The organism is Mesorhizobium australafricanum, assembly GCF_033977265.1.
In the GTDB taxonomy this organism is placed as follows: domain Bacteria; phylum Pseudomonadota; class Alphaproteobacteria; order Rhizobiales; family Rhizobiaceae; genus Mesorhizobium; species Mesorhizobium australafricanum.
Map to the genome: position 1 here is coordinate 102580 of NZ_JAVIIT010000008.1, position 22195 is coordinate 124774.

Genomic DNA, 22195 nt, shown 5'->3' on the forward strand with positions numbered 1-22195 from the left:
CGCTAAAATGGCTGAAAGCCAGCTGAAAGCTTGGCCGTGCCATGACAGTTTTGTGGCGTTCGCCACGTGGCTGGCCTGGGAGGGCCGGCAGGAGGAAATGCGGCTCAGCCCGGATGGCGGCCGCCAAGGTGGAGGAAGTTACGTGACCGGTTTCATCTCTAAATGCGCCCTGGGTTCGGCGCTGCTGACGCTTGCCACACTTGCCGCGGGCGCAACGACAGCGTCGGCTGCCGACAAGGTCTCGATCATGGTGGGCGGCTACGAAAAGCAGATCTACCTGCCCGCCAAGCTCGCCGAGGCGCTCGGTTATTTCAAGGATGAGGGCCTCGACGTCGAGTTGCTCAACGAGCCGGCCGGCGTCGACGCCGAGAATGAAATGCTGGCGGGCGCCGTGCAGGGCGTGGTCGGCTTCTACGACCACTGCATCGACCTGCAGGCCAAGGGCAAGTTCGCCGAATCCGTCGTCCAGTTCAGCCAGGCGCCAGGCGAGGTCGAGCTCGTCTCGTCCAAGCATCCGGAGATCAAGTCGCCGGCCGACTTCAAGGGCATGAGCCTCGGCGTCACGGGTCTCGGGTCGTCGACCAACTTCCTGACTGAATATCTTGCCGTGAAGAACGGCCTGAAGCTCGGCGAGTTCACCTCGGTGCCGGTCGGCGCCGGCAATACCTTTATCGCCGCAATGCAGCAGGACAAGATCCAGGCCGGCATGACGACCGAGCCGACGATCACCCGGCTGCTGAAGACCGGCGAGGCGAAGGTTCTCGTCGACATGCGCACCGTGGAGGGCACCAAGGCGGCGCTTGGCGGCACTTATCCGGCGGCCTCGCTATACATGCAGACGGAATGGGCCGACGCTCACAAGGAAACGGTTCAGAAGCTCGCCAACGCCTTCGTCAAGACACTGAAGTTCATCAGCACCCATAGCGGCGCCGAGATCGCCGAAAAGATGCCAAAGGACTACTATGTCGGCGACAAGGAAGGCTATGTGAAGGCGCTTGACGACGGCAAGGCGATGTTCACCCCCGATGGCGTGATGCCGCAGGGCGGACCGGAGACGGTTCTGACCGTGCTTTCGGCCTTCAAGAAGGAACTGCAGGGCAAGCAGATCGACCTTTCCAAGACCTACACCACGGAATTCGTGAAGAACGTGAAGTAGCGGATTAGGCGGCGCGACTCCTCCGAACTCGCGCCGCCTCTGTTCCACGTCCGGCGATCCCCCGCGCGGCGGTCGCCTGCTATTGGAGTTTGCTCTACCATGGCCATCGAAAAGACCGCTCCGGCGATCGAGCTGATCAATGTCAGCCGCCGTTTCCTTTCCCCCACCGGCAAGTCGTTGACGGCGCTCCGCGATTTCACCATGACCGTCGAGCGCGGCGAGTTCGTCGCCGTCGTCGGCCCGACCGGCTGCGGCAAGTCGACGACGCTCAACCTCGTCACCGGGCTTGCCAGCCCGAGCGCCGGCGAGGTCCGCGTCATGGGCGCCCCCGTCAAGGGCATCGACCCGCGCATCGGCTTCGTGTTCCAGACCGACGCGCTGTTTCCGTGGCGCACCGTGATCGAAAACGTCATGGCGGGCCCGCTGTTTCGCGGCAAGCAGAAGGCGCAAGCACAGGCCTCGGCCCGGGACTGGCTGGCGCGTGTCGGCCTGGCGCGTTTCGAGCAGCACTATCCGCATCAGCTTTCAGGCGGCATGCGCAAGCGTGTGGCGTTGGCCCAGACCTTCATCAACGGCCCCGAGATATTGTTGATGGACGAGCCGTTCTCGGCGCTCGACGTGCAGACGCGCGTGCTCATGCATGAGGAGCTGCTGCGCCTGTGGTCCGACGCCAAGGCATCGGTGGTCTTCGTCACGCATGACCTCGAGGAAGCGATTGCGCTTGCCGACAAGGTCTATGTGCTCACCGCCGGGCCGGCGACGGTGAAGTCCGTCTACACGATCGACCTGCCGCGCCCGCGCGTCGTCGCCGACATCCGCTACGAGCAGAGCTTCATCGATTATTCGCGCACCATCTGGGCCGACCTCAAGGAAGAGGTCGAGACCAGCTACGCCCGCGCGGCAGCATGAGGAGGCCGAAATGACTGACGCCACCATCAATATCTCGACCGCTACCTTCAAGCCGGGCACTTCGGACGCCGAGATCGAGGCCGCCGCCGCAAAGGCAGCCGCGCATCGCCGCCACGCCGTCACGTTCTGGCGGCTCGCCATCCTGATCGCCTTCCTCGGCTTGTGGGAACTCGCCGGCCGCATGGCCTGGATCGATCCCTTCTTCTACGCCATGCCGAGCACGATCGCAGGGCGGCTCTATGAATGGATCACGGAAGGCACGTCGGAAGGCCCGCTCTGGTACCACCTCTATGTCACCATGGAGGAATCGGTGCTGGGCTTCGTCACCGGTTCGGTGGCCGGCGTCATCATCGGCGTCGCGCTCGGCCGCAATCGCATGGCCGCCGATGTCTTCTCCATCTACATCAAGGTGATCAACTCGATCCCGCGCGTCGTGCTGGCGCCGATCTTCATCATGATCCTCGGCCTCGGCCTTGCCTCGAAAGTGGCGCTGGCCTTCGTCATGGTGTTCTTCGTCGTCTTCCACAACGCCTTCCAGGGCGTGCGCGAGGCCGATCGCGCGATGATCGCCAACGCCCGCATCCTCGGCGCCTCCGACTGGCAGCTGACGCGCTCGGTGATCGTGCCGTCGGCGATGAGCTGGATCTTCGCCAGCCTGCATGTCAGCTTCGGCTTCGCCATTATCGGCGCCATCGTCGGCGAGTTCGTCGGCTCGCGCTACGGTATCGGCCTCTTGATCAATATCGCCAAGGGCTCCTTCGACGCGGCCGGTATGTATGCCGCGATCGTCATCGTCATGGTGGTGGCGCTGGCCGCCGAATATCTTATGACGATGGTCGAGAACAGGCTGGCGAAATGGCGTCCCCAGCCGCTGCATGAGACGCAGTGAATGCGCCATGGTTTGCAGGTGGCCGAGCTAGCCATTTGCCAGCGGCAGCCGCACCTCGACCTTGAGCCCACCGCCGGCAGCGTCTCCAAGCGTGACGCTGCCGCCGGCATTGTCGACAACCTCGCGTACGATTGCCAAGCCGAGCCCGCTGCCTTCCTCCGTGGATCCCGCAATGCGATAGAAGCGCTCGAAAACATGCTCCCGCTCTTCCGCTGGAATGCCAGGCCCGTCATCGGTGACCGTGAGCGCGGCCTCGCCATCGACGACGGCGAGCTGCACCGTGACGCTGCCACCGGCTTTGGAGTGGCGTAGCGCATTGTCGACCAGATTGACGATCATCTCGCGCAGCATCGTGCCGTCGCCGGTGACCGGCACCGGGCCGGTCTCATCGAGCCCAAGGTCGATGTTGCGTTCGATTGCCTTCGGCGCTTGGCCTTCCAGCACCTGCCGGGCGGCTTCGGTAAGGTCGATGCGATCGGCACGCGGCCGCCGGCTGCCGGGCTCGGCACGCGAGAGCGTGAGTAGTTGCTCGGCCAGCCGCGCCAGCTTGCCGGAGCTCGCCTGCAACGCCACCAGTGCCTCCTGGCGCTGATCGGCGGCGGTTTCCCGCAAGGCATAGCTTGCCTGTGTCGACAGCAGCGCCAGCGGCGTGCGCAACTGGTGCGCGGCGTTGGCGATGAAACGCCGCTGTGCCGCCATCTGGGCCCGCACGCGCTCCATATAGGCGTTAAGCGCCTCGACCAGCGGCCGGATTTCGCTCTGCGCGTCCGAAACCTCGACCGGATCGAGATCGCTGCGGCTTCGCGAGCGCACGGCGTCGCGCAGGCGCAGCAGCGGCGCCAGGCCCCGGCGCAGGCCGAGCAAGACGAACACGCCGGCAATTGCGACCAGCGCCAACTGCTGGCCGAAGGCGCTTAGCCACAGACGCCTCGCCATCGCGTCATGGCCGGCGAGCGTCACGCCGACGGTGACCGTGATCGGCGAATCCGCCCCGGCGCCGATTACGGCATGGCTGAGCGTGGCGAGCCGCAGACGGTGATCGCGAAAGCCGGTCTCGATGCTGCCGCGCTGTGACGCCATGGGCAGGTCGGGATAGCCGGTAAGCAGGTGTCCGCCCGCGGTCTCGACATGGTAGTAGACCCTGTCGCGGTCGCCGGTGTCGAACATTTCGATCGCAGCCGGCGGAATGGTGGCGTCAAGCACGCCGTCTTTTACCGCGACCTGCTCGGCTATGGCGCGCGCCGACGCCATCAGCATCCGGTCGGTAACCAGATCGGCAGTCACGCGCGCATTGCCATGGCTGGTCCACAGATTGATGGCGGCGAGCCCGGCCAGCGGCAGCACCACCCAGGCCAGCAATTGCAGGCGTAGGCTGCTGATCCGAGGCCTGACGATTCTCATGGCGCCGGATCATCATGGCGCAAGAGGTAGCCGAGGCCGCGCAAGGTGGCGATCTGAACGCGCGATCCCTCGAGCTTCTTGCGCAGGCGGTGCACGTAGATCTCGATGGCGCTGGGGTCGGCGTCGGTTTCGAAGTCGTAGATCGCCGCCGAAAGCGCCGCCTTGCTCACCGTGCGCCCGGCCTTGACGACGAGCTGTTCCAGCACCGCGTGCTCGCGCGGCGTCAGCGACAGCGTCGTGCCGGCGAGCGAGAACAGGCGGGTGTTGGTGTCGAAGGCCAGATCGCCGCAGGAAATGACCGGGGCGGTGCGGTCGTTGGCGCGGCGCAACTGCACGCGGATGCGCGCTTCCAGCTCCTCGATCTGGAAGGGTTTCGCCAGATAGTCGTCGGCGCCTTCGTTGAGGCCCTTGACCCGGCCGTCGAGGCTGGCGTTGGCGGTGAGCACGATCACCGGCACCGGGTTGCCGCGCGCCCGCAGCCTTTTCAGCACCTCCATGCCGCTCATGCGGGGCAGGGCGAGGTCGAGGATGACCAAAGCATGATCGCCGGCGGCCAAAGCATGCTCGACATCCTCGCCGTCATGGACGACGTCGACGACATAGCTCGCCTGGCGCAGCGTCTTGCTCAGCCAATCGGCCAGTTCGCGATTGTCCTCGACAAGCAGCAGCCGCATCGTTCGTCGCTGTTTCCTCCCAACATCGTCGGCTTCGCCCAAGGGCGCCAGCCAGCGTCCGAATTGGTCCCTGAAGCCAACCGATAGTATCGATCCGCCCGCAAGGCAAACGTGGTTTGCCGGCGGTCGCCGTCGCGGCCATTGCGCCTGTCGAGCCGCCTCATCGGCCGGACGAGTGATGAAACCGAACCGTTCGGTTCAATTTATGTTGACGGTTCGTATAACTAAGATGAACGTTGGCACACCGAACTGGGGTGCGCATTGCCCAGTGGTCACTGTAACTAGTTGATATCAAAAGATAAGAATGTGGCAGCCGCGCCGTTCGCGCAATTTCAAGATCGAACCGAACGGTTCGGTTCACACATTTTCGTGATTGGAACCGGCAGCAGGGCAGACCCATTTCGGGGTGGTCCGAGCGACGCGAATTTCCATCAAGGCACGCCACTAGACGGGCAAGACTTTGAAAATCCGGAGTACTTAAAATGACCAAGATTGCTCTTACCGCCGCCGCCCTCCTCGTCGCCACGAGCGGCGCCTTCGCCAGCAGCGACCATTATGGTTCCGACAACGTCAACCAGCCGGCCGTGACTGCTCCCGCAGGCAATGTCGACAACAGCATCACCGGCTCGATCCGCAAATTCGAGCAGCGTGACCTTCACATCAAGCCGGCTCAGAACCAGCCGGAATCCGGCCAGGGCATCTGGGGCCGCTAATCCGGCCCCTGACCAACTTCCACCCAACACCTTTGAATCTGGAGTAACTCAAATGACCAAGATCGCTCTTACCGCCGCCGCCATCCTCGTTGCCACCGGTGCCGCTTTCGCCGGCAGCGAAAACTATGGCTCGAATAACGCTAACCAGCCGACCGTCGCCGTCGACAGGACCGCCACGGCCTCGATCACGAAGTCGGACGCCGATGTCCAGAAGCCGTTGACCCAGGGCGCCGACCGCAACCTGTTCGGCAATCATTGATCGGTCCCCGGCACTTCAAGGGCGGCGGGTGTGCCCCGCCGCTCTCTCTTTTTGGAGCCGGCTATGGGTCGGCCTGAATCAGTCGAGCAGCAGCTCCTTCCAACTCATTGTTCGAGATGAATTTTCCGTGTGATGTCTTGACGGTGGCGACGAAGCGACCGGAGAAGAAGAGATTTCGCCCGGGAATAAATCCGGGCCGTTCCAGGTCTTGTCGACAGCGGGGCCATCCTCCCAAGGCGCCGCCGATGAAACGACAGGACAAGGAACACTGAGATGACCAGGATCGCATTCGTCGCGGCCGCCATGCTCGTCGCTGCCCTGGGCAGCGCCTCTGCCGGCAGCGACCACTATGGCTCCGACGCCGCCAATCAGCCGACCCCCGGTGTCGATCATGCCTTCACCGCCTCGATCCGGAAACCGGATATGGCGCATCAGCAGGATCCGGTCGCGACCGGCTCCGGCGAGTCGGTCGCCGACGTGATCGCTCGGCACAACGACGAAGGCATCTGGGGCAACTGACAGCGCTCGGCCTTCCTCAAAAACTCCCATCCCTACTCAACGACAGGAACTTCCGAAATGACTAGGATCGCTCTCACCACCGCAGCCATGCTTCTCGCCATGGGTTCTGCCTTCGCCGGCAGCGACCACTACGGCGCCGACAACGCCAATCAGCCCACCACCGCCGGCGTCGACCGCGGCCTCACCGCGTCGGTGCGCAAGCATGAGGCCGCCAAGCCGGCCAATGTCGACACCTCGACGACGACCGGAGCGGCGCCCTCGCAGGCCTGGCCGGATCCGGGCCAGGGCATCTGGGGCAATTGATCTCGCCTCCCGAACTGCAAATGGCGGCGGGCTTGCCCGCCGCCATTTGTTTCGCAGTTCACCCCCGCTGGCCGTTCCCGTCCCGCCGACCCGTACAGCCGCACACTAATGCATGTCGCCCAGAAGTGTACGCGGTTCTGGGACAACGACATGCATAAAAACAAGGACTTAAAGCGCGTCGCCTGAATCCGGTTCAGCGCGACGCGCTTTAGGCTTCTAAGCCAAATCCTTCGGCCTTAAGCAATGCGTCAGCCGCGCGCCGCGAAAGTCGAGGTCAGCCCAATCCTCGTCCAGCGTGAACCGCGCAAGCGCCGCTGTCGGGAACTTCGCTTCGATCTTCTTGAAAACGCTCTCATCCGATCCGGCGCCGGCCAGCCGCAGCGCAAAGTGCTGCAGGCCGGGATTGTGGCCGATCACCAGCAGGCTCGTCGCCTTGACCTGGCGCACGCGCGCCAGGATGGCGCCGGCCGCCGCCTCGTAGAGCTCGTCGGCAAATTGCGCCGGCACATGCTTGGGCAACTCGGCCGCGACCAGCTGCCAGGTCTCGCGGGTGCGCAGTGCCGGCGAGACCAGCGCCAGATCCGGCAGCCAGCCGCGCCGGGCAAGCTCTCGCCCAATCAGCGGCGCCGTCTTCAAGCCACGCGGCCCAAGCGGCCGGTCGAAATCGGCAAGGCTGGAATCGTCCCAGCTCGACTTGGCGTGGCGCAGGATGAGGAGCTGTTTCATCGGCATTACAGCCTCTAAGGCGTGATCCGCGCCAGCTGTTCGAGATCACTCTCCTCGCGCAGCGGGTCCGGCGCCATCACCACCGAAGTGGCGTTGTCGGCGTCGTCGGCGAAATGAGCAAGCACGGTGTGGCCCTTTTCCATGCGCGCCTTGCCTTCGGCGACGAGACCCAGCGCCAGCGGATAGAGCCGGTGCTCCACCTTCAGCACCCGCGCGGCTAAAGTGTCCTCATTGTCGCCGACCATCACCGGCACGGCGGCCTGTGCGATGATCGGGCCGTCATCCATCTCGGGCGTGACGAAATGCACCGAGCAGCCATGGATGCGCACGCCCGCACGGATGGCCCTTGCATGCGTGTCCAAACCCTTGAAGGCCGGCAGCAGGGCAGGGTGGATGTTGACCATGCGCCCCTGCCATTTCTCGACGAGGCCGCGGCCGAGGATGCGCATATAGCCGGCCAAGGCCACGATGTCGGCGCCGAAGCCGGCGAGCGCGGCATCGATCGCGGCGTCATAGGCATCCTTGTTCGGATGGTCGGCGCGCTGGATCACCTTGGTGGCGATGCCGCGCGACTGGGCGATGCCGAGACCGGCTGCGTTGGCGCGGTCGGAAATGACGCCGACGATTTCCGCCGGATAGCTGGGATCGGCGGCCGCCGCGATCAGCGCCGTCATGTTGGAGCCGCGCCCCGAGATCAGGACGACCGTTCGTTTCCTGCTCATAGGCCGATCGAGCCCCGATAGATCACGCCGGCGTCGCGGCGCGGCACGATGCGGCCGATCGGCGTCACCGTCTCGCCGGCCTCCTGCAGCACCGCCGCGACTTGCGCGGCCTGGCCGGAGGCGACGGCGAGGATCATGCCGATGCCGCAGTTGAAGGTGCGCATCATCTCTTCCGGCGCTACGCCGCCGGTCTTGGCCAGCCACGAGAACACCGGCGGCACCTCGATCGCCTCGAGGTCGAGCTCGGCCGAAAAATCCTTGGGCAGCACACGCGGAATGTTCTCCGGGAAACCGCCGCCGGTGATGTGGGCGAGCGCCTTGATGCCATGCGTGTTGCGGATCGCCTTGAGGATCGACTTCACATAGATGCGCGTCGGCTCCAGCAGCGCCTCGGCCAGCGTCGCCTCATCGTTGAACGGCGCCGGATCGCCCCAGCCAAGGCCGCTTGCGGCCACGATGCGGCGCACCAGCGAAAAGCCGTTGGAGTGCAGGCCCGACGAGGCAAGGCCGAGCAGCACGTCGCCCTCCACGATATCGTCGGTCGGCAAGAGCTGGCCACGCTCGGCCGCGCCCACGGCGAAACCGGCAAGGTCATAGTCCTTGTCGTGATACATGCCGGGCATTTCAGCCGTCTCGCCGCCGATCAGCGCGCAGCCCGCCTGCCGGCAGCCTTGCGCGATGCCGCCGACGATCGAAGCACCCTGGTCGGGGTCGAGCTTGCCGGTGGCGAAATAGTCGAGGAAGAACAGCGGCTCGGCGCCCTGCACGACGATGTCGTTGACGCACATGGCGACGAGGTCGATGCCGATCGTGTCGTGTTTGCCGGAATCGATGGCGATCTTGAGCTTGGTGCCGACGCCGTCATTGGCCGCGACCAGCACCGGATCGGTGAAGCCGGCGGCCTTGAGGTCGAACAGCCCACCGAAACCGCCGATCTCGCCGTCGGCGCCAGGCCGGCGGGTGGCGCGCACCAGCGGCTTGATCTTCTCGACCATCAAATTGCCGGCATCGATATCGACGCCAGCCTCGGCATAGGTGAGCCCGTTCCTGCGCTTGGCCTGGTCGCCCTTGCTCATCGTCGGCTCGTCCCTGTTTCCATTGCGGGCTCTTCGCATGAATGGTTTCGGGGAGCAAGGATGACGGTCGTCGAGGCGGACAAAACCGTGGAAAGTGGGCGAGCCGCCGCAGCTGCCAATCTCCTCCCTTGCGGGGGAGATGTCCGGCAGGACAGAGGGGGGTGTGAAGGATCGCGACCTTCGAACGATTAGCTTTTCGATCCCGGTTGAGCAATGGCCTACACGCTGGCGGGACAGCACCCCCCTCTGCCTTGCCAGGCATCTCCCCCGCAAGGGGGGAGATTGGCTGTCATCGCCGCTTTCGCAAATCGCCAGCGCGGAAGAAGGAAACAAGCTCCTCCCTTGCGCCCACCTCCCATCTCCATCATCTTTTCCCCAACAAAGGCCACGATGGGACATCACGTGACCATCCCCAACCTGATCACCATCCTGCGCTTGCTGCTGGTGCCCGCCGTGGTGCTGGCCATGCTGCAATCGCTTTGGGGTTGGGCCTTCGCCGGCTTCCTCGTCGCCGGCATCTCCGATGGCGTCGACGGCTTCATCGCGCGCCGCTGGAACCAGTCGTCCCGCCTTGGCGCCTATCTCGATCCGATTGCGGACAAGCTCTTGCTGGTCTCGGTCTTCGTCGTCATGGGCTTTGCCGGCGAACTGCCGCTCTGGCTGGTGGTGACGATGGTCTCGCGTGACGGGCTGATCGTCTGCGCCGTGCTTTTGTCCAGCGTGATGAGCCATCCGATCGAGGTGAAGCCGCTCTTCGTGTCGAAGGCCAACACCGCCGCGCAGATCGTGCTGGCGGCGCTTGTGCTGGGCGAGATGGCCTTCTCGGTGCATCTCGGCCCGCTGCGGACCGCGTTCATATTGCTGACCGGGGTCTTGACCGTGGCTTCGGCCGCGGCCTATCTCGTGGCTTGGCTAAGGCATATGAGCGGCTATGGCGAAGGCTCCCAGACGAGCAACTCCCGTACAGGCGACACCAGGTCGGGCATCAGCAGGTCGGGCGGCTCCAACACGGGCGCCTGACGACGATGGCGCGGCGGTCGCCGCTGACGGCGGCTCGGGCGCGCTCCGCCGCCAGGTCTTCTTCTGGCTGGCCACAGCCGTTCTGCTGGCGCTCTTCCTCTATGTCTTCTCAGGCATTCTACTGCCCTTCGTCGCCGGCATGGTGCTCGCCTATTTCCTCGATCCGGTCGCCGACTGGCTGCAGCGGCTCGGCCTCTCGCGCCTGATGGCGACGGTGGTGATCCTGATCGCCTTCATCGTCGTGGTGGTGCTGGCCTTCGTCATCCTGGTGCCGGTGCTGGCCACCCAGATGGCCGATTTCGCCCGCAAGCTGCCTGAATATCTCACCCGCCTGCAGTCGCTGATCACCAGCTTCGACCCGAAATGGCTGGAGCAGCGTTTTGGCGTCAATGCCGCCGGCCTGCGCGACGGACTGAACTCGCTGCTCACCTCCGGCTTCAGCCTGCTCACCACCGTCTTCACCTCGATCTGGAGTTCCGGCGTGGCACTGGTCTCGGTGGTGAGCCTGTTCGTCGTCACCCCGGTCGTCGCCTTCTACATGCTGCTCGACTGGGACCGCATGGTGGCCGTTGTCGACAGCTGGGTGCCGCGCGACTATGTCGAAACGGTGCGCGCGCTTGCCCGCGACATCAACACCGCCACCGCCGGCTTCGTGCGCGGGCAGGGCACGCTCTGCCTTGTGCTCGGCGCCATGTACGCCACCGGCCTGACGATGACCGGCTTGAACTTCGCCATCCTCATCGGCTTCTTCGCCGGGCTGATCTCCTTCATTCCCTATGTCGGCTCGCTGACCGGTTTGGTGCTCGCCGTCGGCGTCGCCTTCGTCCAGTTCTGGCCGGACTGGACCATGGTGGTGCTGGTGGCCTGCGTGTTCTTCGTCGGCCAGTTCATCGAGGGCAACATCCTGCAGCCCAGGCTTGTTGGAAAGAGTGTCGGCCTGCATCCGGTCTGGCTTATGTTCGCGCTGTTCGCTTTCGGCGCTTTGTTCGGCTTCGTCGGCCTTTTGATTGCGGTGCCGGCCTCGGCGGCGATTGCCGTGCTGGTGCGCTTCGCCATCGGCCGCTACCTCGAATCGCCGCTTTACAAGGGCCACGCCAACGGCCCCATGCCGTCATTGCCGGCCGATCGCGGCGGCGGCCATCGCTCGACGCGGGGCTGAAATGGCTGCTCAGCCAGCAGATCCGCCGCGCCAGCTGCCGCTCGATCTCGGCCACGGCACCGGCTATTCGCGCGACGAGCTCGTCGTCTCGGGCACCAATGCGCAAGCGGCATCGCTGATCGACCGCTGGCCGGACTGGCCGTCACCGGTCGTGGTGCTGGCCGGGCCGCCCGGCTCCGGCAAGACGCATCTCGCCCGGATCTGGCAGGACAGGGCGCACGCCGACGCCATCGATCCGGCGCGCATCGGTGAACACATTGCCGGGCCCGGCATCAGGCCGGCGCTCATCGACGACATCGACAACGCGGCGATCGACGAGCACGGCCTGTTCCACCTGATCAACGCCGTGCGCGGCGCCGGCTCGACGCTGCTTTTGACGGCGCGGCGTTTCCCCTCCGCCTGGCGTGTCGTGCTGCCGGACCTCGTTTCGCGGCTGAAAGCGGCGGCGACGGTCGAAATCCACGAGCCCGACGACCTCTTGCTTGCCGGCGTCATCACAAAACTCTTCGCCGACCGCCAGGTCGAGGTCGAGCCGCATGTGGTGCAATATCTGGTGCGCCGCATCGAGCGTTCGCTCGGCACAGCCATGCGCGTCGTCGGACGTCTCGACCGGGCAGCGCTCGAGCGCAAGACGCCGATCACCCGCGCTTTAGCCGCCGAGACCGTCAGCGCCATGGACGAAGGGCAGCGCGAGTTCGATATCTAATGCATGTCGCCCGGAAGTGTGCAGCGGTTCTGGGGTAACGACATGCATAAAAGCAAAACTTAAAGCTGCATGTCGCCCGGAAGTGTGCAGCGGTTCTGGGATAACGACATGCATAAAAACAGAACTTAAAGCGCGTCGCTTGAATCCGTTTCAGCGCGACGCGCTTTAGCTCGCTCTGTCCCATTTCGGGATTTTCCCGTCGGCACCAATCTTGCAGCGCAACCATGCCGGCTAACCCCGGTCCCGGTCGCGTTCCAGATCGGGTTGTAGGCTCGCCGGGCTCGAGGCGTTGGGGTTCTCGCCCGGCGGGTTTACCGTTCCTCCGAGGTGCTGTTGTAATGGTCCATCGAATGGTCTATTTTTATGGACCAGATCATGGTCCATGAGGAGCAACCATGCAGATATCCGTGACTGACGCCAAGGGGCAGCTGACCGAACTGGTGAGGCGCGCCGAGGCTGGCGATGAGATTATCCTGACCCGTCACGGTCACGCCGCCGTGCGCCTCGTCCCGATACGGTCCGTGCCCGACCGCAAGCACCGCCGGGGCATGCTGCAGGCTGCACGGGCAGCGGGCGCCGCGAAAGCCGGTGCCGGGCCGTCCGCGGCGCGCAGTCAGGATTTCCTCTATGGCGATGACGGCCTGCCGGAATGATCGCCGTCGATACTTCTGCGTTGATGGCCATTGTCCTCGACGAGCCGGCGGCGGATGCCTGCATAGCCGTGCTCGAAGCGGAAGACGACCTTGTGATATCGGCCGGAACCGTAGCCGAGTTGCTGATCGTCGCCGCGCGACGAGGCGTAGGTGAGGAGATACGATCCCTGCTCGACGGGCTCGGTTTCGAGATCACGCCGGTGACGGAAAGCACGGCTCGTCGTGTCGCCGAGGCCTATGCGCAATGGGGCAAAGGCATTCATGCGGCGCTTAATTTCGGTGACTGCTTTGCCTATGAGGTGGCGAAGGATCGGGCGTGCCGGCTGCTCTATATCGGCGACGATTTCTCCAAGACCGACATCGAAGGCGCGATCTGAGTGGCCCGGAAACGGGCTAGTTCCTCTTGCCCTTTAGCCCATCGCGCAGCTTCCGCAACTGCCGTCGCCACCATGGCTTCGGCTTGCGCGGGACCAGGACCATCCTGCCGTCGATGACGGCGTCATCCACCCAGTCCTGCACCTGCATGCGCCAACTGGCCGTGACGCGGGCAAGCAGGGGCGACGGGTCCTCGCCGGTGATCCGCACCAGCTCCGGGTCCTTCAGAGCGAGGCGGAAATCGAAGCCCTGCACGATCAGGGCGCGCAGGAACACGATCTGGCGTAGCATGCGGTGGAAGTCGGTACCCTGGCCGTTGACCATGCTGCGCGCGCCGATCCACTGGTGGAGACGGGCGCCCGTAAGCGTTTCGGAGGGTGGGCGAAAGGAAATCTGTTGGCGCCCGTCCTCGAGGCGACTTGTCGGCGTCAGCGGATACCAGAAATCGAGCGGCTCGCGGATCGCTACCCTGACGCTGGCGCCGGCAAGCGCGGCCTCGGTCGCGCCGCGCCGGAGGCAGACTGCGCTCTGCGCCGCAAATCCCAGTCCCGCAAGCGCATCGAGCAGCAACCTGCCGCCACCCATGGCGAAGGCCGCATTGATGCGGTCGCTTATGAAGGGAGACCACAAGTCGCGCGGGATCCATGTCAGCCGTCGTCTGGAAACATCCACAACGACGATGATGTCGGTGTTGGCGTCCCAATTGTCCCTGTCGAGGATCGCTACGACGACCGCTGCCAAGATATGAGCCCTTCGGGCCAGGATCCCGGGGCCGCGAGGCCGGCCAGGGTTCTTTCTGGGAAGAAGCGATGGTCGGAGTGGCAGGATTCGAACCTGCGACCCCCTGATCCCAAATCAGGTGCGCTACCAGGCTGCGCTACACTCCGACGTCCCGCGGCGTATAGGGGGCGGACGACCGGAAGGCAACACAAAATCGGAGGGCCCCTGATCGAGGCCAATGCCGCAGCGTTGAAGGGCACGACTATCGCGCCGACTTGCTCAGGGGCGTGACAAAGGGACTTCGCCGCGTCGACCGATACCTTCACGGTTTCACGCCGCGACGGTTCGGCTCAGCGCTTCTGGCCGGCGATCCTCCTGGCGATCGCCGCGGCCTGGATTCTTGCATTGGCAAAGCAGCCGCGAATGCTCGGCCGCATGCCGGTGAACCAGAGCCCGGGCAGCTTCGGGTCGTTCGCGGCGCCGTTGAACAGCGGCACGCCCCGTGCGTCGAGCACGCCGAGCTTGCCCAGCATCGTTTCCAGTCCGGTGCGGTAGCCGGTGGCAGCAATGACGATGTCGGGCGCGATCGACTGGCCATTGTCGAGCACGACGTCGTCGCGCCTGAATTCGCGCAGCTGCGGCACGACGATGATGCGCCCGGCCTTGATGGCGTCGACCGCGCCATCGTCGGCGGCGATCGCCGTATAGTCGGAGCCGAGCCGGCTGGCGCCGCCCGATGGAGCAGGGGGGAGGCCGTATTTGGTCAGATCGCCGAACACCAGGCGCTGTGTCGCCGCCATCACCGCATCCGCGAGCCGTGTCGGCAGGTTTGCCATGACCGGCGACATGCGGTGCACCGCGATCTTGCCGATGCGCTTGGGTAGCAGCGAAGGTCCGTTGCGCGCCGAAAGCCAGATCTGGCCCGTCTCTGCGCGCGAAAGATGGTTGAGGGCATCGAAGCCGGAGTTGCCGGCGCCGACCACCATCACCTTCTTGCCGGCATAGTCGCTCGCCCTGCCGAAATCGGCCGAATGGATGATCTTGCCTGAAAAATCCTCCATGCCCTTCCAGGCCGGGATGAAGGGTTGCCGGTCGCGTCCGGTGGCGATCACCACATGTCGCGCCGCCCTCAAGCCCTCGCTTGTGCGCAGCAGCCAGTGGTCGCCGCGAAATTCGATCTCATCGACCTCGACACCAAAGGTGATCGGCAGCCGGTGCGTCTCGGCGAAGTCGTTGAAATGGCGGATGACGCTGCTGCGGTGCGGGAAGGCCGGCGTCCCTGCTGGAAAAGATACGCCGGGCAACGAAGACAGGTCGCGATGCGTGTTGAGGTGCAAATTGTCGTGGCGGCGGTGCCAGGGCTCGGCCAGCCTTTGCTCGCGTTCCAGGATTTGCGTCGTCACACCGGCCTTGGCCAGCGCATGCGCGGCGGCAAGCCCGGCGGCGCCCGCGCCGATGACAATCGCGCCGTCCAGTATCGCTGGCTTACCGACCCCCGACGGCAAGACGTTCGCTTCCGCGCCCATTGGTGTCTTTATCGTCGTCATCATGCCTTCAAGTGGCACGATCATGTATCTGACATATGCCGCTCCCGGTCCAGAAGGAATAGGTGGCTGTTGCAAAAACCCCCGGCATTGTGTCGCGGATTTTGAAGGGTCGGCTAATGAACCGGGTCGGCGTGGCGATGCACCAGCTTGAACGCGCCGTCCTCCAGCCGGAATACCTCGGTCACCCGCAAGGTCATTTCCGTTGCCTCGCCGTTCTTGCCGATACGCGCCTTGGCATGCTGCAGGCCGCTCCAGAAGGCCAGATCGCCGCTTGCCGAAGCCTGCAGCACCTCGAGGTCGGTGCTGCCGCCTTTGTGGAAGCTCGCCGCGTCGCGTTCGTAGCGGCCGGCAACCACCTCGGCGCCTTCGAGATGATCGCCGCGCGGCGAAAAGAACGTCGCCGGCCCGGCATGGGTGACGATTGCCTTCAACGAAGTCGCATCGCCATTGACATAGTCCTCGGCGATCTTCTCGCGCTGCTTCATGAATGTATCAAAGGACGAACCGCCCGGATGCACCGTCCTGATCCATGTCTCTAGGCCGGCCATGAAATTCTCGAGGAAGGCGCTGGTTTCGCCATTGGTCACGGCGCCTTTTTCGTCGAGCAATTCGGCGACATTGCGGATATAGGCCTCCGGCTGTTGCATCACCGGCATGTCGAGGAAGACGAAGGTCTGGCGCAGCGCATGGTTGGCGCCGAAAGCCCCGAGCTTGTTCGGTGTGACGCTGACCACCCCGGCGGGCAGGCCCTTGAACACGCTCTTGCCCGACGGCCGCGAGCCGACGTCGAGCGCATTCTTCAGGCAGCCCGGGATCGAGCGGTTGTATTCCGGGGTGACAAACAGCACCGCGTCGCATTCGCGTATCGCCGCGCGGAAGGCCGACCACGCCGGCGGCGGGTGGTCGCCCTCCAGATCCTCGTTGTAAAGCGGCAGGCCACCGATCTCGATCAAGCGGCAGCGTACCGAATCCGGCGCGCGGGCGGCGAGCGCCTTGGCGATCTTGCGGCTGAAGGATTGGGCGCGGAGGCTGCCGACAAGCACGGCAAGCTGCAGGACGGCGTGTTCGGTTGCATTGGTCATGGCTAAATGTCCGGTTCTGATGGATGGCTCACGCAGAAGGCCGGCCCGGGCTGGCCACCCGACGTTTCGATAATGTCGCCAGCGCAGCGAGGTTCCCTGCGCCGTGGCGGGTGCAGGGTGGCCTTGCGGCCTTGCCGCCGCGGCCATTGCACAGTAATGACGGGTTGGCGCGAGATTTCAGGCTCCCGATAGGATCTCGGAAATGGCGCCACAAAAGGGTGCCCGCATTGTCGGGCGGCAACGAGGTGGTCATGTCCGCGCGCATTTTCAGTCCAGCCAAAACCGCGATGCAGTCCGGCAAGGCCAAGACCGGACATTGGGTGCTGGAATTCGATCCCGCCCAGCGCAAGAAGATCGACCCCCTGATGGGCTACACCACCTCCGGCGACATGCTGAGCCAGGTGAAGCTCACCTTCGACACGAAGGAAGAGGCGGTGGCCTATGCCGAAAAGGAAAAGATCGCCTATCGCCTCGAAGAGCCGAAGGAAGCCAAGCGCCGGCAGATTTCCTATTCGGACAATTTCCGCTATGACCGCCGGACGCCCTGGACGCACTGACTTTCGAGTATGACAGATCAGCCGGCTCGGCCGGCCGACGGTCCCGTAGCTCAGCTGGATAGAGCACCGGCCTTCTAAGCCGATGGTCGCAGGTTCGAATCCTGCCGGGATCGCCAGTTCTTTGGCGCCGCTTGGGCGAGCGTTACTTCCGCATCAATTTAGGGGGGGCCCGGTCAGCCATTGCTTGCCGTCTTTCTCACTGGCCCACGGATTGCCGACTCTGACCCAAACCCCCGCCAGCAACTCCGCCACGAAATCCACGAACACCCGCACCTTGGCGGCGCCGTATTGCCGCGAAGGGTGGATGGCATAGAGCGGGGAGAGTTCCTCCTGCCAATCGGGGAACAGGTCGATCAGCCGTCCGTCACGGACCTGCTCGCGCGTCGCGAATTCCAGCACCTGCGCGATGCCGGATCGATTTTCGCGATCCGAACACCGAACTGCGTAAGGGGAGCACGGGATAGACGAAGCGATTGCGAAGATCGTAGGGGAGCCTTGCCATTAAGCTGCTTGGAATACGGCGGGACATGAGCTAAGCGAAGTGTAGGCCGAGCAGGTAGTGCAAGGGAGCGCTTTTGACTGATAGCAGCGCCAAACCGATAATTCTTGCGCTTACGCACAATGAAAAGCTTGGCGATGCAGTGTTGCGCATCCCAATGTACCGGGCTTTGCGTCTGGCCTTTCCGACTCATTCGATTGTTTGCGTTTCGTCAGAGGGCTCGGTCTGGCTCTCAACTTTGAACGCCATACGGAAAGAACTGATCGATAAAGTCTTGCTAGATCAGCCATTGTCGAGCGTTTCCCGATTACGCGCCCTAATCCGCCAGCTCGGCCCGGTGGAATATGTGCTTGATATTCGCTCCAGCAAGCGAACAATACCAAGCTATTTGGCGACCACTGGCTTGAACCTGCGGTACCTTGCGTGTTTTCCTGGCTTTGCTCTGCGGCACAACATTCCTGGCTTTGGCGAGATAAGACCATCGACCAACGCTCTCCGTTGGCACCGAATGGCCGAAATCGCTGCCGGGCGCCTTCTGCCGTTTGAAACAGTCGTTCCCGTTATGCCGGAGGCGGCCAGTGAAGCGGCCCGTCTGGTGCCGATCGGAAATTCTTTCATAGGGCTGTCTCCAGGGCCAGCAGTCAACAAGTTTTGGGGCAGGGACAAATGGCTTTCCCTTGCTGCTCATGCTGCCCAAGGCGGCAACATTCCGGTGTTCCTGATCGGCCCACAGGAGCAGGATCAGCGGGAATGGATAGACCATGCCGGCTTTCAAGCAATCGACGCTTCAACGGTACGCGATCCGTTGCTGCTTCCTTGGATATTCCATGCTCTTGCTGATCGCGCCGTATGTATAGTCGCTGCCGAAAGTGGTTTGGGTCATCTAGCCGCGACACGGTCGGCCGCAATCCTCACGCTTGCAGGGCCAACGAATGCGCGCCTCTGGCGGCCCATCACCCCGCACCATTGGGTGGTCGAGGCGAAGGAGTTCGAGTCGTCGAAAACAGAGGACATTCCGCTGGACGTTGCGATTGCCCGCCTTGATGAAATAGTCAGGCAACTGCCACGCTTGAACTGCGGCCTCGGCAAAGCTGCCTAAAGCGCGTCGCGCTGAAACGGATTCAAGCGACGCGCTTTAAGTTTTTGTTTTTATGCATGTCGTTATCCCAGAACCGCTGCACACCTCTGGGCGACATGCATTAGAATTGCGTTTCCATTAGATTCTGTCGAGCGCATGCATTCGGTGTCGTGTGCCTGTGGATAGTAACCTCCCGTTTACCACGCTTCCGCGCTCGCGTTGCGGCCGGGCGCCCGACTCGCCGAAATGGAACGGCCTGAACCCGTCAGGCAACCCCGAAGCCCAGCGGCCGGCGTTTTCATGTACCCCAACCGGGAGCGTTGTTGCCGCGCCCGAAAGTATGCGCCGGTCGTCGCTTCGCCTGCTCAAAAGTCAAGCCCGCCGCGGCAACGGGAAACCGCGACGGGCTCGATCCGGCGTCTGGGACGCCATCGGGAAGGGGCTAGGCCAGCAGACCGGCAGTTCTCGCCGCCTTGCGCAGCGTCTTGCGGGCTTCCACCGGGCTGCGCAGGCCGTCGAGAGCGTCGCGGCAGATGCGGCTCGCCGAGCGCCAGGCGCCGTCGCGCGCCTGTCCGGGCCAGCGCTGGTCGAGGCATTCCATCGCCTCGAAGCAGCTCGACACCTTGCGCTGGCCGTTTGGCTGGAAATCGATCACGACTGGTTCGGAAAACCAGACATCGTTCATCACTTCCTCCGTTCTTGTGATTGTCTTAGAGCAGCAGGCGGCGCCGGATGGCGCCCGATGCAGGTCCGTGGGGGCTTGCGGACCCGCGCGTTAACCAACCACTGCGCATTAGGTTCCGAAGAATCTCAAGGTGGCGACAGGCCGCTTTCGGACCGGCTCACCGGCACTGGCCGACACGCGATCCGAGGCTCAAAAATCAACGTGACCAAAGTCACCGACGCAGCCTCGCGGGCGGCGCTAATGAATCCAGCAGGCTGACGAAACGCGGGAAGACCTCTCATGCTTATCGCCGTGCTTGCACTCACCATGACCGCCGCGACGTTGATGGCGACCGCTTTCGGGCTTTATGAGGAGGCCCGGCGAAACCGTGGGCATGCTGAAGCCGATCGGGTGCACGCGTTTCGAAAGGTACGTCGGTTTTCCGTCAATTCGCGCAATCGATAGGGCCGGCGCCACCAGGCATGTTCACTCCGCTTTACCTGGCCATGTGCATCTCTCGGGCCGGAATCTTGCTCTCTCCGGCAGTGTTCGCGGTGCTGGTGCTGTTGTGGCTTTTCTATCGATAGGCGGGCCTGTGGAACACGAGCCCCGCCATGCTCTATTCCACCAGCACATGCGCCTCGCGCGCGGCGATGACGAAGGCCTCCCTGGCGTTGTCAGCCGCGACGTCGCCGCGGATCGCCCGGCGGCAGGCGCGCAGCGCCGCGCCATGCGGCGCGCTGCCGGCATCGCGCCATTGGCCGGTCAGCAATTCGACGGCTTGCTCGGCGTTGGATATGTGGCGGATCGAGCCGGAAACGCCGACGGCGACTTCGACCGGCCTGGAAAACCATCCCTGGATCATCGCGAAACCTCCCGAAATATGTCGGAACACGATATTTTAGCGTGGAGTTCCGTGCTGGAACGTCAACTTAACGTGAAGCCGTCTCGCGAAGGCGGCGTATGTTGCTCATCTTCCAAGCGGTCTCCGCGAAAGCTCGATCAGTTCCGCCTCGTCGGTGATCCCCGCCATGTAATTGGCGATGATGCGCGAGGCGCGTGCTTCCTTCTGCTCGGCGGTCTCGCCCTCGATGTTGCCGTTCTCATAGACACGGCCAAGCATGGCCGTCTCGTCGGGGGTGAATGTGTTGCGCACAGCGGACACGGCTTCCTCCTCCTGCCCGGCTCCTTTCTTGTCCGGCTGATATTAGCATGTTTCAAGGTTGAGAGTGAGTCGCGGCGATATCGCGGCGAGGCCTCCTTGCCAGGCACTTATGCTGGGGCCGTTCTTCGCCTGCGGCCGGCCGCTGCTTTGCCTGCCTCGTTATATTCTTGCCGAATGAGCGCCGCGCTGATACGCATTAGCGGCGTGGAATTTTTCCGAGTCTGCATTGACTTGAGTCTGGAAAAAGCTCCGCGCATTCTGTCCGAGACCAATAACCCCGACGTGGTGGCAACCGGGTTACGAAGGGGTTCTGGTCGAAAAAGAAGCAGGGCAGGTCCCGTGTCCAAATCGGGGCATGCCCACCAACGCTCTGGAACTCTGAAGCCATCTGCCCCCATGGCCTTCGGAAGAGCATGAACCGTGGGGAAATCGATGGTTACGAAGAAACTTACCGCCAATGCAGAAAGCGCGGCAGCCTTTCTTGCGGTGATGGGCAACGAGAAGCGTCTGCTCATCATGAACTATCTGGTCGAGGGCGAACTTTCCGTCGGCGTGCTCGCCGACAAGGTCGAACTTAGCCAATCGGCGCTGTCGCAACACCTGGCCAAGCTGCGCAGGTTTGGCCTGGTCGAAACCCGCCGCGATCGTCAGATGGTCTATTATTCCTGCAAGTCTTCGGCAGCGCGCGAACTTCTGGCGCTGCTCGACGGCCTGCTGGCCAACAACAAGCCGCTTGTCGGACCGGCAAGGCAGGCTTTTGTCGAGAGGATGCGGCGGCCGCAGGCCGCTTGAACTGCCAGCTGCGCACGGGCGAGGCCGGTCGGCCTTCGTCCGGCGTGGCGCCTCGAATGGCGCGGACGCAAACAAGCTCTACCGCCCGCGTGTAGGCGCGGGGGCCTGTTCGAACCAACACGTCAATTGGTCGAAGCCTTACCGATTCTTAATTCGGCGGTCACAAGTCTGCCAGGAACACGCTCGAAACAGGGGCCGCAGTCCATGGAGTCGCGCGGAATGGCCGCCAACATCGCCTACACGTCCACCCAGAAGTTCCTGCACTGGGCTCTCTTCGGCCTGGTGATCGTTCTCTATGCCCTGACCTATGGCGACAGCTTCTATCCGCGCGGAGACACCGCGGTTGCTGCCTTGTGGCGGCTGCATATTTCTTTTGGCCTTCTTCTGGCAGCGTTCGTTTTTTGGCGGGTGGTCCTGCGCGCCGTAAAGGGAGCGCCGGGCCTTCCGGCGGAAATGCCGGTCGCCGAGCAAGCGGCAGCGAAGATTGGGCATTTTATCCTCTACGCGCTGCTCGTCGCGATCCCCATCCTCGGCATACTTTTGACTTGGTTCAGAGGCGACGCGCTGAGCTTCTTCGGCCTCTTCACCGTGCCGGCCCCGTTTGCTCCGGACAAGGCGACCGCGCGAACCATTCGCGAACTGCATTCGCTGTGCGCGAACGGCATATTGATCGTGGCGGGCATGCACGCCTTGGCCGCGCTCTATCATCACTTCGTTCGCCGGGGCACGATCCTGACCAGGATGCTGCCGGGAAATCGGTAGCCGGCGGTTGCGTTCTTCAGTGCGCGGCGGCCTGGGTCGCCGTCGAGCCGGTCGGTCTCTACGTCTCGC

Annotated in this window: 29 protein-coding genes and 2 tRNA genes; 18 read left to right on the top strand and 13 right to left on the bottom strand. The window is 63.8% G+C overall.

Annotated features, from left to right (window positions below; all coding sequences use genetic code 11):
* Positions 1–169 precede the first annotated feature (169 nt).
* The 3 genes from RFM98_RS17180 to RFM98_RS17190 all read left to right on the top strand — a co-directional run bounded on the left by RFM98_RS17180 (position 170) and on the right by RFM98_RS17190 (position 2954).
* A complete protein-coding gene (locus RFM98_RS17180) occupies positions 170–1156 on the top strand; it encodes an ABC transporter substrate-binding protein (protein WP_320310186.1) in 987 nt (328 codons plus the stop codon).
* A 99-nt stretch (positions 1157–1255) separates the two neighbouring features.
* On the top strand, positions 1256–2065 hold the full coding sequence (locus RFM98_RS17185; protein ID WP_320213875.1) for an ABC transporter ATP-binding protein: 810 nt from the start codon (positions 1256–1258) through the stop codon (positions 2063–2065).
* Between the two features lie 10 nt (positions 2066–2075).
* On the top strand, positions 2076–2954 hold the full coding sequence (locus RFM98_RS17190) for an ABC transporter permease (protein WP_320309984.1): 879 nt from the start codon (positions 2076–2078) through the stop codon (positions 2952–2954).
* 27 nt (positions 2955–2981) lie between these two features.
* On the opposite strand, the gene RFM98_RS17195 is transcribed toward RFM98_RS17190, so the two are convergent.
* Positions 2982–4355, bottom strand: a complete 1374-nt coding sequence (locus RFM98_RS17195; RefSeq protein WP_320309985.1) for a sensor histidine kinase — start codon at positions 4353–4355, stop codon at positions 2982–2984.
* On the bottom strand, positions 4352–5029 hold the full coding sequence (locus tag RFM98_RS17200) for a response regulator (RefSeq protein ID WP_320309986.1): 678 nt from the start codon (positions 5027–5029) through the stop codon (positions 4352–4354). The genes RFM98_RS17195 and RFM98_RS17200 overlap by 4 nt, the downstream gene beginning before the upstream one ends.
* Before the next feature lie 482 nt (positions 5030–5511).
* Here RFM98_RS17200 and RFM98_RS17205 point away from each other — a divergent pair, with 482 nt between their 5' ends.
* From RFM98_RS17205 to RFM98_RS17220, 4 genes are all read left to right on the top strand, one after another.
* Complete coding sequence (locus tag RFM98_RS17205; RefSeq protein ID WP_320309987.1) at positions 5512–5742, top strand: DUF680 domain-containing protein; 231 nt, start codon at positions 5512–5514, stop codon at positions 5740–5742.
* 52 nt (positions 5743–5794) lie between these two features.
* Positions 5795–6001, top strand: a complete 207-nt coding sequence (locus RFM98_RS17210; protein ID WP_320309988.1) for a DUF680 domain-containing protein — start codon at positions 5795–5797, stop codon at positions 5999–6001.
* A gap of 273 nt (positions 6002–6274) precedes the next feature.
* On the top strand, positions 6275–6520 hold the full coding sequence (locus RFM98_RS17215; protein WP_320309989.1) for a DUF680 domain-containing protein: 246 nt from the start codon (positions 6275–6277) through the stop codon (positions 6518–6520).
* A 57-nt stretch (positions 6521–6577) separates the two neighbouring features.
* Complete coding sequence (locus RFM98_RS17220) at positions 6578–6823, top strand: DUF680 domain-containing protein (RefSeq protein ID WP_320309990.1); 246 nt, start codon at positions 6578–6580, stop codon at positions 6821–6823.
* 216 nt (positions 6824–7039) lie between these two features.
* Here the strand turns inward: RFM98_RS17220 and RFM98_RS17225 are convergent, their stop codons facing one another.
* From RFM98_RS17225 to purM, 3 genes are read right to left on the bottom strand one after another with little or no spacing between them, the layout of a single operon-like run.
* A complete protein-coding gene (locus tag RFM98_RS17225) occupies positions 7040–7549 on the bottom strand; it encodes a SixA phosphatase family protein (protein ID WP_320309991.1) in 510 nt (169 codons plus the stop codon).
* 14 nt (positions 7550–7563) lie between these two features.
* Positions 7564–8271: a phosphoribosylglycinamide formyltransferase gene (gene purN / locus RFM98_RS17230; RefSeq protein ID WP_320309992.1), complete on the bottom strand. Its 708-nt coding sequence runs from the start codon at positions 8269–8271 to the stop codon at positions 7564–7566.
* Positions 8268–9347 carry a phosphoribosylformylglycinamidine cyclo-ligase gene (gene purM / locus RFM98_RS17235; protein ID WP_320309993.1) on the bottom strand — a complete coding sequence of 360 codons (1080 nt, stop codon included), beginning with the start codon at positions 9345–9347 and terminating at the stop codon, positions 8268–8270. Before purM ends, purN begins: the two co-directional genes overlap by 4 nt.
* 402 nt (positions 9348–9749) lie before the next feature.
* Between purM and RFM98_RS17240 the strand changes: the two genes are divergently transcribed.
* The 5 genes from RFM98_RS17240 (at position 9750) to RFM98_RS17260 (ending at position 13262) form a co-directional block, all read left to right on the top strand.
* Positions 9750–10367 (top strand): CDP-alcohol phosphatidyltransferase family protein, encoded by a 618-nt coding sequence (locus tag RFM98_RS17240; RefSeq protein ID WP_320309994.1) that lies wholly within the window; start codon positions 9750–9752, stop codon positions 10365–10367.
* Positions 10279–11526, top strand: a complete 1248-nt coding sequence (locus RFM98_RS17245) for an AI-2E family transporter (RefSeq protein ID WP_320309995.1) — start codon at positions 10279–10281, stop codon at positions 11524–11526. The genes RFM98_RS17240 and RFM98_RS17245 overlap by 89 nt, the downstream gene beginning before the upstream one ends.
* Position 11527: 1 nt before the next feature.
* Positions 11528–12232 (top strand): DnaA regulatory inactivator HdaA, encoded by a 705-nt coding sequence (gene hdaA / locus RFM98_RS17250; RefSeq protein ID WP_320309996.1) that lies wholly within the window; start codon positions 11528–11530, stop codon positions 12230–12232.
* A gap of 395 nt (positions 12233–12627) precedes the next feature.
* Positions 12628–12885, top strand: a complete 258-nt coding sequence (locus RFM98_RS17255) for a type II toxin-antitoxin system Phd/YefM family antitoxin (protein WP_320309997.1) — start codon at positions 12628–12630, stop codon at positions 12883–12885.
* Positions 12882–13262, top strand: coding sequence for a type II toxin-antitoxin system VapC family toxin (locus RFM98_RS17260; protein ID WP_320309998.1), 381 nt, complete (start codon positions 12882–12884; stop codon positions 13260–13262). Before RFM98_RS17255 ends, RFM98_RS17260 begins: the two co-directional genes overlap by 4 nt.
* A 16-nt stretch (positions 13263–13278) precedes the next feature.
* Here the strand turns inward: RFM98_RS17260 and RFM98_RS17265 are convergent, their stop codons facing one another.
* The 4 genes from RFM98_RS17265 to RFM98_RS17280 form a co-directional block, all read right to left on the bottom strand.
* The gene (locus tag RFM98_RS17265) at positions 13279–14001 is read right to left on the bottom strand and encodes an LCP family protein (RefSeq protein WP_320309999.1); all 723 of its coding nucleotides are present in this window, start codon (positions 13999–14001) and stop codon (positions 13279–13281) included.
* A 69-nt stretch (positions 14002–14070) separates the two neighbouring features.
* Positions 14071–14147, bottom strand: a tRNA-Pro gene (locus RFM98_RS17270).
* A gap of 183 nt (positions 14148–14330) precedes the next feature.
* Positions 14331–15506, bottom strand: coding sequence for a flavin-containing monooxygenase (locus tag RFM98_RS17275; RefSeq protein WP_320310187.1), 1176 nt, complete (start codon positions 15504–15506; stop codon positions 14331–14333).
* A 134-nt stretch (positions 15507–15640) separates the two neighbouring features.
* On the bottom strand, positions 15641–16609 hold the full coding sequence (locus RFM98_RS17280; RefSeq protein WP_320310000.1) for an NAD(P)H-dependent oxidoreductase: 969 nt from the start codon (positions 16607–16609) through the stop codon (positions 15641–15643).
* Positions 16610–16860: 251 nt separating this feature from the next.
* Between RFM98_RS17280 and RFM98_RS17285 the strand changes: the two genes are divergently transcribed.
* Both RFM98_RS17285 and RFM98_RS17290 read left to right on the top strand, forming a co-directional pair.
* Positions 16861–17166 carry an ETC complex I subunit gene (locus RFM98_RS17285; protein ID WP_140803495.1) on the top strand — a complete coding sequence of 102 codons (306 nt, stop codon included), beginning with the start codon at positions 16861–16863 and terminating at the stop codon, positions 17164–17166.
* Positions 17167–17205: 39 nt separating this feature from the next.
* A tRNA-Arg gene (locus tag RFM98_RS17290) sits at positions 17206–17282 on the top strand.
* A 37-nt stretch (positions 17283–17319) separates the two neighbouring features.
* Here the strand turns inward: RFM98_RS17290 and RFM98_RS17295 are convergent.
* Complete coding sequence (locus tag RFM98_RS17295) at positions 17320–17649, bottom strand: LysR substrate-binding domain-containing protein (protein ID WP_347349894.1); 330 nt, start codon at positions 17647–17649, stop codon at positions 17320–17322.
* Between the two features lie 92 nt (positions 17650–17741).
* Here RFM98_RS17295 and RFM98_RS17300 point away from each other — a divergent pair, with 92 nt between their 5' ends.
* Positions 17742–18764: a glycosyltransferase family 9 protein gene (locus RFM98_RS17300; RefSeq protein ID WP_320310002.1), complete on the top strand. Its 1023-nt coding sequence runs from the start codon at positions 17742–17744 to the stop codon at positions 18762–18764.
* Between the two features lie 421 nt (positions 18765–19185).
* On the opposite strand, the gene RFM98_RS17305 is transcribed toward RFM98_RS17300, so the two are convergent.
* A complete protein-coding gene (locus tag RFM98_RS17305) occupies positions 19186–19428 on the bottom strand; it encodes a DUF982 domain-containing protein (protein ID WP_320310003.1) in 243 nt (80 codons plus the stop codon).
* Between the two features lie 279 nt (positions 19429–19707).
* Between RFM98_RS17305 and RFM98_RS17310 the strand changes: the two genes are divergently transcribed.
* On the top strand, positions 19708–19872 hold the full coding sequence (locus RFM98_RS17310; RefSeq protein ID WP_320310004.1) for a hypothetical protein: 165 nt from the start codon (positions 19708–19710) through the stop codon (positions 19870–19872).
* A gap of 154 nt (positions 19873–20026) precedes the next feature.
* Here RFM98_RS17310 and RFM98_RS17315 read toward each other — a convergent pair whose 3' ends face one another.
* Positions 20027–20272, bottom strand: coding sequence for a DUF982 domain-containing protein (locus tag RFM98_RS17315; protein WP_320310005.1), 246 nt, complete (start codon positions 20270–20272; stop codon positions 20027–20029).
* A gap of 105 nt (positions 20273–20377) precedes the next feature.
* Positions 20378–20572: a hypothetical protein gene (locus tag RFM98_RS17320; protein ID WP_320213907.1), complete on the bottom strand. Its 195-nt coding sequence runs from the start codon at positions 20570–20572 to the stop codon at positions 20378–20380.
* A 432-nt stretch (positions 20573–21004) separates the two neighbouring features.
* Here RFM98_RS17320 and RFM98_RS17325 point away from each other — a divergent pair, with 432 nt between their 5' ends.
* Positions 21005–21364, top strand: coding sequence for an ArsR/SmtB family transcription factor (locus RFM98_RS17325; protein WP_320310006.1), 360 nt, complete (start codon positions 21005–21007; stop codon positions 21362–21364).
* A 219-nt stretch (positions 21365–21583) separates the two neighbouring features.
* On the top strand, positions 21584–22126 hold the full coding sequence (locus tag RFM98_RS17330; RefSeq protein WP_320310007.1) for a cytochrome b: 543 nt from the start codon (positions 21584–21586) through the stop codon (positions 22124–22126).
* Positions 22127–22195 lie beyond the last annotated feature (69 nt).